Consider the following 13946-nt stretch of genomic DNA (forward strand, 5'->3'; position numbering starts at 1 on the left):
TACAGAATAAAAAAGTTTATTTAATTGATGTGAATAACTTTTGACGACTTTTCATAATGTGACAGATCTGCCACCATAGCACGTTTCAGCCGGCAAAGGCATCCAATTATACTTTCATTAAAAGGGCGTAAAAGGTTGATAAATAGGAATGATGCCGTCATAATTTATATATGAAAAACGGGTCATAAAAACATTAATTATATCTGTCATATCGGCGTATTTGAGGCATTAAATCTATGGCGAGCGACATATTGACAGTGTTAAATTTCCTCTTTGTCAGGTACAAGGAAGGTTATACCGGGCTAATTCTTAAGGAAATCCTAAATCCGGTTTTAAGGGGGTGTTTGGATGGTAATTTGATGAATAGTTACCAGTAATTTTGTACTGATTAAAACTACAATTCAATTATGACACCTGGTTTTTTTATCATATCACTCATTTTCTTAGGGATCAGCCTGTTAGTAAGCTGGCGACTGAAGAGTAAGTTTTCGGAATATAGTGCGATACCGACCGCATCCGGCCTGACCGGTAAGCAAATTGCGGAGAAGATGTTGAAAGACAATGGTATATATGATGTACAGGTGGTTTCGGTGGACGGATTTCTGTCCGATCACTATGACCCGGGCAATAAGACGGTAAATCTGAGTCCGGAAGTCTACTCCGGTGCCAATGTGGCTGCCGCAGCTGTAGCGGCCCATGAATGCGGACACGCAGTGCAGCATGCCAGGTCTTATCAGTGGCTGAATTTGCGCTCTAAGCTGGTTCCTGCCGTACAGTTCAGTTCGAACCTGGTGCAGTGGGTGCTAATCGGCGGTATTTTACTGATCAAGGTATTCCCGACCCTGTTGCTGGCGGGTGTGATCCTTTTCGCCGTAACCACCATATTTTCCCTGGTAACATTACCTGTTGAGTTTGATGCTTCCCGTAGGGCGCTTGCCTGGTTGGATAATACCAATCTTATGCGTAAGGAAGAACATGACAAAGCAAAAGATGCTTTGTGGTGGGCAGCAATGACTTATGTAGTGGCGGCGATTTCGTCTGTAGTGACTTTATTGCACTACCTGATGATCTATATGGGTGCAAGGAGCAGAGACTAAACATAATCATCTGTTAATCAATATGGAAGGTCGGAAAGTTTATTTTCCGGCCTTTTTTATGCCAACATGGCGTTGCATTTTCCGGGGTTTATCTGCTTTATTAGCTATTAATAAATATTAGTGAGGTAAGCTTTCACCTACGTTTCTCCTACGTCTTAAAACGTAGGAGAAACGTAGGTGAAAGCTTACCTGGAACTATACGATACTAAGGGTAAGCAGGTAAACGTGATTGCACCTGGGTGGAGGTAGGGGCTTTTTTAGTGGGAGTGGGGTAAGGATATAGGTGGAGGTATTGACTTATTGTATAAAGTACATATGCGTTATACGTTGATTTATAGTTTAAATTTCGTCCCTGCTAAATATCGGCGTCAGGTGTTAATAACTCTTAGTCAAAAATTTTATTGAAAATCAATTAATTGTAAAGGTGTTGTTCAAAAAAGAACCCAAATTGTATTGTTATTTGAAATAAGAGATTTAGCTTTGCACTCCCAATTTGTTTGGGATTATTATATCAAGACGTAGACACTTTATTATAATATAATATAATGAATACTTTAAGCTTCAAGACTAAATCGGCCAACGACGCTACAGTTACGCGTGAGTGGCACATTGTAGACGCCACTAACCTGACTTTAGGAAGGATGAGCGCGAAGATTGCGGCAATCTTAAGAGGCAAGAACAAGCCTTACTACACTCCTCACACTGATTGTGGTGATTTTATCATCGTTATCAATGCTGAGAAAATTCAGTTTACCGGTAATAAATGGAATGACAAAGAATATCTGACTTACTCTGGTTACCCAGGAGGTCAGAAAGGTGAAATAGCTAAAGACCTGGTTCGTCGCAGACCAGAACTGATCATAGAAAGGGCTGTAAAAGGTATGCTGCCTAAGAATCGCCTGGGTCGTGCTATGTACAAAAAACTGTTTGTATACGCAGGTGCTCAGCATCCTCATGCTGCACAGAAACCGAAAACTTTAACTTTCTAATTTTTCTCTGATACATGGAAAAGCAAAAAAACACTATAGGTCGTCGTAAAGAAGCCGTTGCCCGTGTTTATATCAGCAAGGGTACTGGTAACATTGTAGTAAACGACAAAGACTATAAAGAATACTTCACACTGGTTTACCTGCAGAATCAGGTGGAACTGTCCCTGAAGACTATCGACGCTACAGACAAATTTGATATAAAGGTAAATGCTGCTGGTGGTGGCATCAAAGGTCAGGCAGAGGCTATTAAGCTGGGTATCGCTCGTGCACTGTGCGAAGTGAATATCGAATACCGTCCGGCGCTGAAAGCTGCTGGTCTCCTGAAACGTGATCCAAGAGGCGTTGAACGTAAGAAACCAGGTAAAGCTAAAGCTAGAAGAAGCTTCCAGTTCTCTAAACGCTAATCGTGATGAATGCGTGCTACTATATGTGCTACGCAGATTATTAACATTGACCTTTTATAACAGAGCATAATAACATGGAAAATAATACCTCATTACAGCAGCAGTTACTGGAGGCAGGTGTACACTTCGGTCACCTGAAGAAAAAATGGAACCCGAAGATGCTGCCTTACATCTTCGCAGAAAAGAAAGGTATTCACATCATAGATCTGAATAAAACCGTTGATGGTTTACAGGAAGCAGCAGCTGCCCTGAAATCTATCGCAAAGAGCGGTAAAAAGATCATGTTCGTAGCTACTAAAAAGCAGGCGAAAGAAATCGTAGCTGAAGCGGCAAAACGCGTTAACATGCCTTACGTAACCGAAAGATGGTTAGGTGGTATGCTGACTAACTTCACTACTATCCGTAAGAGCGTTAAGAAGATGCAGAGCATCGAGAAAATGCTGACTGACGGTACTTTCGACAGCGTAACTAAGAAAGAGCGTCTGACTTTAACACGTGATAAAGAGAAAATGGAGAAAGTTCTGGGCGGTATCGCTCAGCTGGCTCGTGTTCCTGCTGCACTGTTCCTGGTTGATATCAGCCACGAGCATATCGCACTGGCAGAAGCTCGTCGCCTGGGTATCTCTACTTTCGGTATGGTAGATACAAACTCCGATCCTACTAAAGTAGATTTCGCAGTTCCTGCTAACGATGACGCTACTAAATCAATCGCTATCATCACCAACTATATCGCTGCAGCAATCGCAGAAGGTCTGGCTGAGAGAGCAAATGAGAAAACTGACGACGTAGTTGAAGAAGAAGAAGAAGATAACAAAGCCCTGAAGTTTGAACTCGAAGGCGGTGAAGACCGTGAAAGAGGCCGCAGACAAGGTGGTGGCGCCGGTCGTGGCCAGGGTGGCCAAGGCGGCGGTGGCAACCGTCCTGGTGGTCAGGGTGGCAACCGTCCAGGCGGTGGTGGTAACCGTCCAGGTGGCGGTGGCAACCGTCCAGGTGGTGGTGGTAACCGTCCAGGTGGCGGTGGCGGCGGACAGCGTCGTCCTGCTGGTTCCGGCGGTCCTAAACCAGGTGGCAACAGATAATCTCCGTTGGAAACAACATAAAGCAATTGCGAATCGTGGAACAGCCTTATTGCTCCATGGTTCGCAATTGGGCGTTAATACTTGATAAAGAATAAACATTAATCTATAATAAACTCATTATAAGTTATGGCAGCAACAATTACAGCAGCTGATGTTAACAAACTGCGTCAGCAAACTGGTGCAGGTATGATGGATTGCAGAAAAGCATTGGTTGAAAGTGATGGTGATTTCGAACAGGCAGTTGACTACCTGCGTAAGAAAGGACAGAAAGTAGCAGCCCTGCGTTCTGACCGTGAAACCAAAGAAGGTGTGATCATCGCTAAAACTAACGCAGACGGTACTTCCGGCGTAGTAGTAGCCCTGGGTTGTGAAACTGACTTCGTTGCTAAAAACGAAGACTTCGTGAAATTCGCACAGTCTATCGTTGACCTGGCACTGAGCAGCGGCGCTAACACCCTGGAAGAACTGGGTGCAGCTACCCTGGATGGTGCTACTGTTAACGATAAAGTTAACGATCAGGTTGCTAAGATCGGTGAGAAGATCACCCTGGCTAAATTTGAAAAGATCTCTGCAGCTTCTGTAACTGCCTATATCCACGGTAACTTCCGTATGGGTGTACTGGTAGGCTTCTCTGCACCTGTTGCTGAAGAAGTAGGTAAAGATATCGCTATGCAGATCGCGGCAATGAACCCAATCGCAGTTGACGCTGATGGCGTTTCTCCTGAGCTGATCGCCCGTGAGAAAGCTATCGCTATCGAGCAGATCGCTGCTGAAGGTAAAACCGGCGATATGGCTGAGAAGATCGCTATCGGTAAAGTGAACAAATTCTTCAAAGAAAATACACTGTTACCTCAGGCTTTCGTAAAAGACAACAACAAAACTGTTGCTGATTACCTGAAATCAGTAAGCGCTGATCTGAAAGTAACAGGATTCACAAGAATCGCATTAGGGTAATCTTATTACCTGCAAAAAAGGGAGAGAATCACAATTCTCTCCTTTTTTTTGCACTTTACAGAGAGAATGCATTGAGCCGGCAGGAACCGGCAGCCCGGCTATTTAATAACTAGTCTCCTGTTAATGACAGAGCTGCCTGTCAGGCCTTCAATACCCCGTTCGGCATTTTTTTATATATTCGGGGACTGTAAACTATTTACTAACTAACATTTTCATATCATTTTTCATAAGTCATGTTGCCAAAGTATAAGCGTATCTTACTCAAGTTGAGCGGTGAATCCCTGATGGGAGAAGGTAATTATGGTATAGATCACAGGGTGATCACGCAGTATGCGTACGATATCAAAGCTGTGACCGACCTGGGTGTTCAGGTAGCCGTAGTAATCGGAGGTGGTAACATTTACCGTGGTATGAACGAAGCTGAGACCGGTATTGAAAGAGCCCAGGGTGACTATATGGGTATGCTGGCGACAGTGATCAACGGTATGGCCATGCAGAGCGGTCTGGAGAAAGTTGGTTTATATACCCGCCTTCAGTCTGCTATTAAAATGGAACAGATCGCAGAACCTTACATCCGCCGCCGCGCTATCCGTCACCTGGAAAAAGGTCGTGTAGTGATCTTTGGAGCAGGTACTGGTAACCCTTATTTCACGACAGATACCGCTGCTTCCCTGCGCGCTATCGAAATACAGGCCGATGTGATCCTGAAAGGTACCCGTGTGGATGGTATTTATACTGCAGATCCTGAGAAAGATCCTACCGCTACCCGCTACGAATCTATCACTTTTACAGAGGTGTATCAGAAATCCCTGAATGTGATGGATATGACCGCATTCACACTTTGCCAGGAGAATAAACTGCCTATTATCGTATTTGATATGAATAAGGGTGGTAACCTGATGCAGGTGATCATGGGTAAGAATGTAGGTACGCTGGTAAAAGGATAAGCAGCTTTGTACCCGGAATGCAGTGAAGGAAGGAACGTGAAGGGGGGCAGGAAGGAAACAACTAACTAAGACAGCTTTTTCTATTCATATTGTCAGGAATCAGGGTTAAATACAGTGAGTGAGTAGTCATTCGCTGTATTTAATCCCTGATTCCTGATTTTTATTTCAGGAGCTTTTTAATGTCTTTGTAAGGCACAAATAAGGTCACCTGACCCATTGCATAAGGTCCGATCTCATAGGGGGTATAGCTGAAGGCAATACCTTTATCAGTCAGCAGGAAATTGTCATTAGGGGTGATCTCTTTTACAAGCAGCATATCTCCCAGGATCTTTCCTTCCTCCACTTTGTACACTTTACGGAAAGCCTTGGCCAGCTCAGGGATCAGTGCTTCTTTATATTCCGGTTTCAGAATGTCCTCCGGCTTTATGACCTTCTTCTTCTCGAGGTCCAGTACCTGATAGTGTGCCGCGTAATTACCATGTGCACCACCTGTGAATTCATAGGTGAAATATTCCAGCACCAGGTAAGGGTACTGATTCCATACTATCTTCATATCCGCATCCGCGCCCCAGCTGGCAGCAGGCGGAATGCCCTCTGATGTATCCAGGTCTCTCGCACTGACCTTGTAGGTGATCAGGAAAGAGTCAATATCCCTTTTCAGGAATTTCACCGGATCTTTGATAGCACGTCCACCGGTAATATTACTTCTTACAAAGTCAGCAGTCTCCTCATCGTTGCCGGCAGCGGGCCAAATGATGCTATTGGAAGCCTGTCCGACAGGGGTATTCGGATTGCCTGGTAAAAGCTGAACAGAATCGCTGGCAAACAGTACATCGAACGCAACGGCATTTTCAAGGCTTGATTTGAGCTCAAAATCATAAGAGGTACCCTTACCCCTCCATTTACCTTTAAAGCCTCCCAGGCTATCCAGTTTGCCCGAAAACAGCCTTTCTTCATCTCTGTCCGTGTTCTCGTACAAAAACACCTTCTCACCTTCAGGAGAGCCCCATACCATAATTGGCTCACCGATCTTATCATAAGTGTAGTAACCACGGAATATCCAGGGGCCGGCTTTTATCAGGTCCATGGTAACAGGTTCCTCACCGATCTTTCCTTTCAGATGCAGGTAATAATAAGGCGTATTAGTAGGATTGGCAACCTTTGCCTGTTGTGCGGGCTGTTTGGTTTTCGTACCGCAGGCCGCCAGCATAACACAGGTGATAGCGAATAATAGTATGGTTCTCATGCGATAAAATTAATAAATATTTGATTCGGTGAACAGGAGGTCATTTGAGATGCTGATAACGATCATGCGCCCGTGCCCGGTAGTTGCCTTGTTTTATAAGTATCTTTGTATCAGATAAAAAACCGGACCATGTTGAATAAAGAAGTAGCAGATCTGCGTAAGGACTATCGTCTTGCCTCACTTGATGAGCAGGATGTGGCGCAGGATCCCTTAGATCAGTTTGAACGCTGGTGGAAAGATGCCACCTCCGGAGAACTGGATGAACCAAATGCAATGACCCTGGCAACCAGCACCCCTGACGGATTTCCATCCGCACGTATCGTGCTGCTGAAGAGTTTTGATGAAGAGGGATTCACTTTCTTTACAAACTATGAAAGTCAGAAGGCGCGGGACATGGCCGCTAATCCCAATGTATCTCTGTTATTCTTCTGGCGCGAGCTGGAGAGACAGGTGCGTATATACGGAACTGTTAGTAAAACGTCTCCTGAGATCAGTGATGAATACTATAAAAGCAGACCATTGGGTAGCCGTGTAGGTGCGATAGCATCTCCGCAGAGCCGTGTGATCCCGGGTCGTAGTTTTCTGGAAGAGAACGTAAGAATGGTGGCAGAAAGATATGTACTGGAAGATCCGGAACGTCCGGCATACTGGGGCGGCTATGTGGTAAAGCCTGTTAAGATTGAATTCTGGCAGGGACGCAGCAGCCGTTTGCACGACAGGATACTGTATACGCTGGAAAACGGAAAATGGCTGATCGACAGATTAGCACCGTGAGAAATTAGGAATTAAGAATTAGGAATTAGGAATTTCAGCTGCGACAAATTCGTTTCGTCTGAATTAAGTCAGGAAAATAACAGCAGGGGTTTATTCCTGCGGCTCAATTCCTAATTCTTAACTCCTAATTCCTAATTAAGACTAAGCCTTTGCTTTAGCTTTAGCAGCAGCAGCTTTCTTTGGTTTTGCAGGTCTAGCCTTGCCGAAAGAACCGTTAGAAATCTTGCCTTTTTTGGTTTTGATATCACCTCTACCCATTGTAAACAGTTTGAAGTTTATAGTTTGATGTTTGTTCAACCGAGGATTACTCCCCGCTAATTAGGCCGCAAATTACGGAATAGCAGGGGTTAAATGCAAAAAAAAAGCAAGAAACAGTGCTGTTCCTTGCTTGAATAAGTTAAGCTAACAGATTAAAGCTTGTCGGACAGAGCCTTACCAGCTTTGAATTTAGCCACTTTCTTAGCTTTGATCTTGATGATCTGGCCAGTCTGTGGGTTTCTACCGTTACGAGCAGCACGTTTAGAAACAGAGAAAGTACCGAAACCTACTAAGGTTACTTTACCACCTTTTTTCAGGGTATCAGCAACAGCTTTAGTGAAAGAATCCAGCGCTTCGTTAGCTTGGGTTTTAGTGATACCGGCATCTTTAGCCAGTTTGTCGATTAATTCGGCTTTGTTCATAGCTAGTAAGATTTAACTAGTGAATAAAATGTTTGATGTGAGCAAATATAGCGCGTTTTATCAGATTACCAAATTTTTTGAATCTTTTTTAACTAAAAAATCATCGGCTGAAAACGCCTACTGGTAACGGTTACAGCAGATTGACACTTGTCAGGGCATCAACAGGATTGATACCTTAAATTGATGAAAACCGCTATGACAGCCCATTTGCTGTAGTATTTACTATAAACGCATCTACGGTCCAAGTATTGTACCAAAGTCTGAATCCCGTATGATCAGTGGATTTCCTGTGGATAAGTTTAACAACTATACTACCTGCATTACAGAGTTAAAAGCGACAAACTGATTGCCAAACAGATCATAGCTTGTCTGACGCAGTTTTGGCGCATGTTCCGCCAGGAAAGTCTGATAGTTTTCCAGTGTGTCTGTAAAGTACTGAGCTGAGTAAGTTGGACCATCTTCGTCATCCTGCTCAAGTAGCCTGCAGATGCGGTAATCATGGAAAAGTCCTGTTGCCATTATCGCAGGTATATGCTCTTCTTTCATCCATTGTAGCCACCTTTCGTTGATGAAGTGTGTTACTTTCGTCGTTACGTTATAAATAACCATGTGGGAAATGTCTTTACGATTCTAGTTGCAGATACACCGGACAGTGGTCTGAATGCTTTACTTCCTGCCAGATCTGAGCGTCTTTCAGCCTTGTTTGCAGTGGTGTTGTAACGCTGATATAATCGATACGCCAGCCCTTGTTGTTGTTCCTCGCATTTGCGCGGAAGCTCCACCAGCTGTATTGATGCGGTTCCGGATGGTAATGACGGAAGGTATCAATAAAGCCGTTCTCATATAGCTTATCCATCCAGGCCCGCTCCTGTGGCAGGAATCCCGAGGAATTCTTATTACCCACCGGATCATGAATATCCATAGGCTTGTGGCATATATTATAGTCACCACACACAACCAGGTTAGGGCGTGTAGCTCTCAATGCTTCCAGATAGCCATAAAACTCGTCCAGCCACTGGTATTTATAAGTCTGTCTTTCATCGCCACTGGTACCAGAAGGGATGTAGGTATTGATCAGTGTAATATCGCCGAAATCCAGGCGTATTACGCGTCCTTCTGCATCGCTCTGCATGAAGCCGTTACCATACTGCACGTTATCAGGTTTGATCTTCGTCAGTACAGCTACGCCACTATAGCCTTTTTTCTGTGCAGGATACCAGTAATGCTCATAGCCAAGCCCGTCAAACTGCTGGTAGTCTACATTGTCTTTATGCGCCTTGATCTCCTGCAGGCATATGATGTCGGCAGGATCTGTTTTCAGCCATTCGGTAAAACCTTTAGTCATGGCGGAGCGCAGCCCGTTTACATTATAGGAAACAATTCTCATCGTGTGGTCTGTCAGTAATCCCTGAAATGGGGAAAAGAGGTGATAAAAAAAGCCGGCAGTCCTCAGCGCTACCGGCTCTATCGAAATGATTACATATCGTATTCAAGTACGGGTCGAAGCCATTTTTCGGCTTCTTCTACCGACCATCCCTTACGTGCCGCATAGTCTTCTACCTGGTCTTTTTCGATCTTACCCAGGCCGAAGTATTTGGCTTCAGGATTCGCAAAGTACCAGCCGCTAACGCTGGATGCCGGATACATTGCGAGGGATTCTGTAAGTATAATACCTGTATTGGCAGTAGCCTCCAGCATATCAAACAGCTTGTATTTCTCGGTATGTTCAGGACAGGCAGGATAACCAGGCGCCGGACGGATACCTGCATATTCCTCACGGATCAGCTGATCATTGTCCAGCTGCTCATTGCTGTCATATCCCCAGAATTCTTTTCTCACGCGTTTATGCATGAGTTCTGCGAATGCCTCTACCAGTCTGTCTGCAAGGGCTTTCAGCATAATGCTGCTATAGTCGTCCAGTTCTTCCTTGAACTTCTCCAGCCACTTTTCAATATCGCCACCAGTCGTCACTGCAAATGCACCCATATAATCCTGTATACCTGATTCTACCGGTGCAATGAAGTCGGCCAGTGAGAAGTTAGGTTGTCCGGGCGCTTTTTTCAGCTGCTGACGAAGGCATTCCAGGCGGATAGTGCCCTGGCCCGGAGTAGGCGACTCTACCGAGATCGTATCATCAGCTGTTCTGACAGCCGGGAATAAGCCGATCACGCCATTAGCGGTCAGCCATTTTTCTTCCACAATACGCTTCAGCATTACCTTTGCATCTTCATACAAACGGGTAGCTTCTACTCCCACAATCTCATCTGTAAGGATCTGCGGGAATTTACCATGCAGTTCCCATGAAATGAAGAATGGCTGCCAGTCAATATATTCAGCTATCTCAGCCAGATCGTAGTTATGGAATGTCTTTACGCCCAGTTCTTTAGGAACTACTGGTTTATAGTTACTCCAGTCTGTGATCGCTTTATGCTTGCGGGCCTCTTCGATCGGAAGATATTGTTTAACCGGTTTTTTATTCCGGAAATTCTCATTCAGTTTCTGGTATTCCAGCTTCACATCGTCCAGGAAAGTCTTTTTCATGGCTTTACTCAGCAGGCTGCTGGTCACCGTTACACTACGGGAAGCATCCAGAACGTGAATGACGCCGTGTTCGTATTCCGGGGCGATTTTAACCGCTGTATGTGTACGGGAAGTAGTTGCACCGCCAATGATCAGCGGTACTTCGAAATTTTGACGTTTCATTTCCCTGGCGACATGCACCATTTCATCCAGGCTTGGAGTAATCAGGCCACTCAGACCAATGATGTCTACCTGTTCCTGACGGGCGGTCTGCAAGATCTTCTCGGCAGGTACCATTACACCCATGTCTATGATGTCATAGCCATTACAGCCGAGCACCACGCCCACAATGTTCTTACCGATGTCATGCACATCGCCTTTTACGGTCGCCAGCAGTATTTTACCTGCCGATTTCACTACACCACCGTTCAGTTCCACCATTCTTTGTTTTTCCTCTTCAATAAAGGGTGTCAGTACAGCTACTGATTTCTTCATTACGCGGGCACTTTTTACTACCTGCGGGAGGAACATCTTGCCACTGCCGAAGAGGTCACCTACTATGTTCATACCAGCCATCAGGGGGCCTTCGATCACGTCGAGCGGACGTGGATATTTCTGTCGCGCTTCTTCAGTATCAGCGTCGATATAGTCGGTAATACCGTTCACCAGCGCATGGCTCAGTCGTTCTTCTACTGTACCCTGGCGCCAGGTCTCATCTTTTTCGATCACCTTGCCTTTACTTTTCACCGTTTCCGCATAGGCGATCAGGCGCTCTGTTGCATCTGGTCTCCGGTTCAGGATCGCATCATCACACAGCTCACGCAATGTAGGCTCTATTTCATCATAGATCTGTAGCATACCTGCATTGACGATCCCCATGTTCATACCCTCCTTAATGGCGTGATAGAGGAATGCAGAGTGCATGGCTTCTCTTACAACGTCATTACCACGGAAGGAGAAGGAGATGTTACTTACCCCACCGCTGACACTGGTCAGGGGCATCAGTTCTTTAATGCGACGGGTAGCGTTGATGAAATCTACCGCATAGTTGTTGTGTTCTTCAATACCCGTAGCGATCGCAAAGATGTTTGGATCGAAGATGATATCCTGTGGATCAAAGCCTACCTGTTCCGTAAGGATCTTGTAGGAACGGTGACAGAAGGATACTTTCTTTTCTTCTGTATCAGCCTGACCATTTTCATCAAACGCCATTACGACTACGGCAGCACCAAAGGCTTTACAGATCTTTGCCTGTTCAATGAACTTGGCTTCGCCTTCCTTCAGACTGATAGAGTTTACAATACATTTACCCTGCAGGCATTTCAGGCCAGCTTCGATGATAGAGAACTTACTGGAGTCGATCATCACCGGAATCTTGGAGATATCGGGTTCTGATGCGAGCAGGTTGAGGAAGGTGGTCATGGCCTTTTCTCCATCGAGGAGGGCGTCGTCCATGTTCACATCTAGTACCTGCGCACCGTTTTCTACCTGTTGACGGGCTACTGAAAGGGCTTCTTCATAGAGACCTTCTCTGATCAGTCGCGCAAATTTCTTCGAGCCGGTTACGTTGGTACGTTCACCGACGTTAATGAAATTTGTCTCCGGTCTTACTACCAGTGGTTCCAGGCCGCTCAGGCGGAGGAAAGGTTGTATGGTACGGACAGTTGGAGCCTCTGTTTGTAATGTATCTGTTGAAGTGATTGTATCGCTCATTTGTGTTGCTGTAGTAAAAATTGTAGGAATACCCCGGTTAAATGTTACGCCAGATCAGCTGCCAGTGCTGGCAAACGCCTTGGAGACATTGTTTTTACATGTTCTGCAATGTGACGGATATGGTCTGGCGTAGTACCGCAACAGCCACCTACGATGTTCACAAAGCCTTCTTTTGCGAAGTCTTCGATGATATGGGCCGTCTGATCAGGTGTTTCGTCATATTCACCGAACGCGTTAGGCAGCCCGGCGTTGGGATAACAGCTTACATTGCACGCTGCGATCTGAGACAGTTCTTCGATATAAGGACGCATCTGGTTGCCTCCCAGTGCGCAGTTAAGACCTACTGAGAAGGGTTTCGCGTGCATGACAGAAATGTAGAAGGCTTCCAGGGTCTGGCCACTCAGTGTTCTGCCTGAAGCATCGGTAATAGTACCGGATATCATTACCGGCAGTTCCGGTTGGGCGATATCTCCAAAGTATTTTTTGATAGCAAATATGGCTGCTTTACTGTTCAGCGTATCAAAGATCGTCTCGATCAGCAGAATGTCTACGCCCCCTTCATGTAGCCCTTTCACCTGTTCGTAGTAGGCCGCTACTACTTCATCAAAGGAAACAGAGCGGAAGCCCGGATTGTTTACGTCAGGGGAGAGGGACAGTGTTTTATTCAACGGACCAATAGCACCGGCTACAAACCTTGGTTTGTCCGGATTCTTAGCTGTATACTCCTGTGCTGCTTTTTTGGCAATACCTGCGGATGCGATATTCATTTCAAACGCCAGTGACTGCATGTCGTAATCAGCCATGGCAATGGTGGTCGCACTGAAAGTATTGGTTTCGATGATATCGGCACCAGCTTCCAGGTATTCTTTGTGTATAGCTTCTATGATCTGAGGTTGTGTAATACTAAGCAGGTCATTATTGCCTTTTACATCGAGGTGGTAGTCCTTAAAACGTTCGCCCCTGTAGTCGGCTTCTTCCAGTTTATAGCGCTGGATCATGGTCCCCATCGCACCGTCAATAATCAGAATGCGCTCAGCCGCACATTGGGATAATGATTTCATAATTGTAATACGTTTATTAGTTACGGTTTAATAATATCCGTGGGTCGAACAATAAACAAATCTACCCGCGGAAACTAATAAACAAATGTACTTAATAATTACCTTATAAAATAAGGCTCCACGGGCATGACAGCCGTCTGACACTACTCCGGGGCGCCTGTTTATGCGCGTGATCCGGCATTTTATACCAATTTAAAACCATCCGGGGAAGCTTTGCAGCCATGGGACAGGGTTTCAAGGGTGTTTGAGGGATGGTTTTAATTGAAACAGGAGAAAAAATTTGTTTGGAGTTTATAAGTCTACTATATTTGTAGGGTAATAGGGAGCGACGCTTCTACAATGAGAATTACGATGCAAAAAGAGGTTCAACAATCATTAGGGCACGTTATAACCCTGAACATGCTTCATCAAAACAACAGTTGTCATCACCAGCGCTGTTGTTGCTAACCGGTAGCATACCACCATTAGCCGTTTAGTTTTAA

The 13946-nt window shown here is 45.2% G+C and carries 14 protein-coding genes; 7 read left to right on the forward strand and 7 right to left on the reverse strand.

All coding sequences use genetic code 11. From position 1 onward, the window contains the following. Positions 1 to 407 precede the first annotated feature (407 nt). From GWR21_RS19980 to pyrH, 6 genes are all read left to right on the forward strand, one after another. Positions 408 to 1097: a zinc metallopeptidase gene (locus tag GWR21_RS19980; protein WP_162333458.1), complete on the forward strand. Its 690-nt coding sequence runs from the start codon at positions 408 to 410 to the stop codon at positions 1095 to 1097. Positions 1098 to 1642: 545 nt separating this feature from the next. Then, positions 1643 to 2086, forward strand: a complete 444-nt coding sequence (gene rplM, locus GWR21_RS19985; protein WP_162333459.1) for a 50S ribosomal protein L13 — start codon at positions 1643 to 1645, stop codon at positions 2084 to 2086. A gap of 14 nt (positions 2087 to 2100) precedes the next feature. Further along, a complete protein-coding gene (rpsI, locus tag GWR21_RS19990; protein WP_012788555.1) occupies positions 2101 to 2490 on the forward strand; it encodes a 30S ribosomal protein S9 in 390 nt (129 codons plus the stop codon). Positions 2491 to 2564: 74 nt separating this feature from the next. Continuing rightward, entirely contained in the window at positions 2565 to 3569 is a 1005-nt protein-coding gene (gene rpsB / locus GWR21_RS19995; protein ID WP_162333460.1) for a 30S ribosomal protein S2, read from the forward strand. A gap of 126 nt (positions 3570 to 3695) precedes the next feature. After that, on the forward strand, positions 3696 to 4523 hold the full coding sequence (gene tsf / locus GWR21_RS20000) for a translation elongation factor Ts (RefSeq protein ID WP_162333461.1): 828 nt from the start codon (positions 3696 to 3698) through the stop codon (positions 4521 to 4523). A gap of 233 nt (positions 4524 to 4756) precedes the next feature. Next, positions 4757 to 5470 (forward strand): UMP kinase, encoded by a 714-nt coding sequence (gene pyrH, locus GWR21_RS20005; protein ID WP_162333462.1) that lies wholly within the window; start codon positions 4757 to 4759, stop codon positions 5468 to 5470. A gap of 160 nt (positions 5471 to 5630) precedes the next feature. Here the strand turns inward: pyrH and GWR21_RS20010 are convergent, their stop codons facing one another. Further along, complete coding sequence (locus GWR21_RS20010) at positions 5631 to 6716, reverse strand: DUF3298 and DUF4163 domain-containing protein (RefSeq protein ID WP_162333463.1); 1086 nt, start codon at positions 6714 to 6716, stop codon at positions 5631 to 5633. A 129-nt stretch (positions 6717 to 6845) separates the two neighbouring features. Between GWR21_RS20010 and pdxH the strand changes: the two genes are divergently transcribed. After that, on the forward strand, positions 6846 to 7490 hold the full coding sequence (gene pdxH / locus GWR21_RS20015; protein ID WP_202928966.1) for a pyridoxamine 5'-phosphate oxidase: 645 nt from the start codon (positions 6846 to 6848) through the stop codon (positions 7488 to 7490). 141 nt (positions 7491 to 7631) lie between these two features. Here the strand turns inward: pdxH and GWR21_RS20020 are convergent, their stop codons facing one another. The 6 genes from GWR21_RS20020 to GWR21_RS20045 all read right to left on the reverse strand — a co-directional run bounded on the left by GWR21_RS20020 (position 7632) and on the right by GWR21_RS20045 (position 13464). Continuing rightward, entirely contained in the window at positions 7632 to 7748 is a 117-nt protein-coding gene (locus tag GWR21_RS20020) for a 30S ribosomal protein THX (RefSeq protein ID WP_162333464.1), read from the reverse strand. Between the two features lie 152 nt (positions 7749 to 7900). Continuing rightward, complete coding sequence (locus GWR21_RS20025; protein WP_012788562.1) at positions 7901 to 8170, reverse strand: HU family DNA-binding protein; 270 nt, start codon at positions 8168 to 8170, stop codon at positions 7901 to 7903. A 306-nt stretch (positions 8171 to 8476) separates the two neighbouring features. Continuing rightward, the gene (locus GWR21_RS20030; protein ID WP_162333465.1) at positions 8477 to 8779 is read right to left on the reverse strand and encodes a DUF4286 family protein; all 303 of its coding nucleotides are present in this window, start codon (positions 8777 to 8779) and stop codon (positions 8477 to 8479) included. 13 nt (positions 8780 to 8792) lie between these two features. Next, positions 8793 to 9557, reverse strand: a complete 765-nt coding sequence (locus tag GWR21_RS20035) for an exodeoxyribonuclease III (RefSeq protein WP_162333466.1) — start codon at positions 9555 to 9557, stop codon at positions 8793 to 8795. Between the two features lie 89 nt (positions 9558 to 9646). After that, entirely contained in the window at positions 9647 to 12403 is a 2757-nt protein-coding gene (gene metH, locus GWR21_RS20040) for a methionine synthase (protein WP_162333467.1), read from the reverse strand. 44 nt (positions 12404 to 12447) lie between these two features. Further along, positions 12448 to 13464, reverse strand: a complete 1017-nt coding sequence (locus GWR21_RS20045) for a homocysteine S-methyltransferase family protein (protein WP_162333468.1) — start codon at positions 13462 to 13464, stop codon at positions 12448 to 12450. Positions 13465 to 13946: the final 482 nt, after the last annotated feature.

It is taken from the genome of Chitinophaga agri (assembly GCF_010093065.1).
GTDB classification, from domain to species: domain Bacteria; phylum Bacteroidota; class Bacteroidia; order Chitinophagales; family Chitinophagaceae; genus Chitinophaga; species Chitinophaga agri.

Bases quoted from the DNA above. Each gene is read 5' to 3' on its own strand.
- GWR21_RS19980 (WP_162333458.1), top strand. From the start codon at position 408: ATGACACCTGGTTTTTTTATCATATCACTCATTTTCTTAGGGATCAGC.
- rplM (WP_162333459.1), top strand. From the start codon at position 1,643: ATGAATACTTTAAGCTTCAAGACTAAATCGGCCAACGACGCTACAGTT.
- rpsI (WP_012788555.1), top strand. From the start codon at position 2,101: ATGGAAAAGCAAAAAAACACTATAGGTCGTCGTAAAGAAGCCGTTGCC.
- rpsB (WP_162333460.1), top strand. From the start codon at position 2,565: ATGGAAAATAATACCTCATTACAGCAGCAGTTACTGGAGGCAGGTGTA.
- tsf (WP_162333461.1), top strand. From the start codon at position 3,696: ATGGCAGCAACAATTACAGCAGCTGATGTTAACAAACTGCGTCAGCAA.
- pyrH (WP_162333462.1), top strand. From the start codon at position 4,757: ATGTTGCCAAAGTATAAGCGTATCTTACTCAAGTTGAGCGGTGAATCC.
- GWR21_RS20010 (WP_162333463.1), bottom strand. From the start codon at position 6,716: ATGAGAACCATACTATTATTCGCTATCACCTGTGTTATGCTGGCGGCC.
- pdxH (WP_202928966.1), top strand. From the start codon at position 6,846: ATGTTGAATAAAGAAGTAGCAGATCTGCGTAAGGACTATCGTCTTGCC.
- GWR21_RS20020 (WP_162333464.1), bottom strand. From the start codon at position 7,748: ATGGGTAGAGGTGATATCAAAACCAAAAAAGGCAAGATTTCTAACGGT.
- GWR21_RS20025 (WP_012788562.1), bottom strand. From the start codon at position 8,170: ATGAACAAAGCCGAATTAATCGACAAACTGGCTAAAGATGCCGGTATC.
- GWR21_RS20030 (WP_162333465.1), bottom strand. From the start codon at position 8,779: ATGGTTATTTATAACGTAACGACGAAAGTAACACACTTCATCAACGAA.
- GWR21_RS20035 (WP_162333466.1), bottom strand. From the start codon at position 9,557: ATGAGAATTGTTTCCTATAATGTAAACGGGCTGCGCTCCGCCATGACT.
- metH (WP_162333467.1), bottom strand. From the start codon at position 12,403: ATGAGCGATACAATCACTTCAACAGATACATTACAAACAGAGGCTCCA.
- GWR21_RS20045 (WP_162333468.1), bottom strand. From the start codon at position 13,464: ATGAAATCATTATCCCAATGTGCGGCTGAGCGCATTCTGATTATTGAC.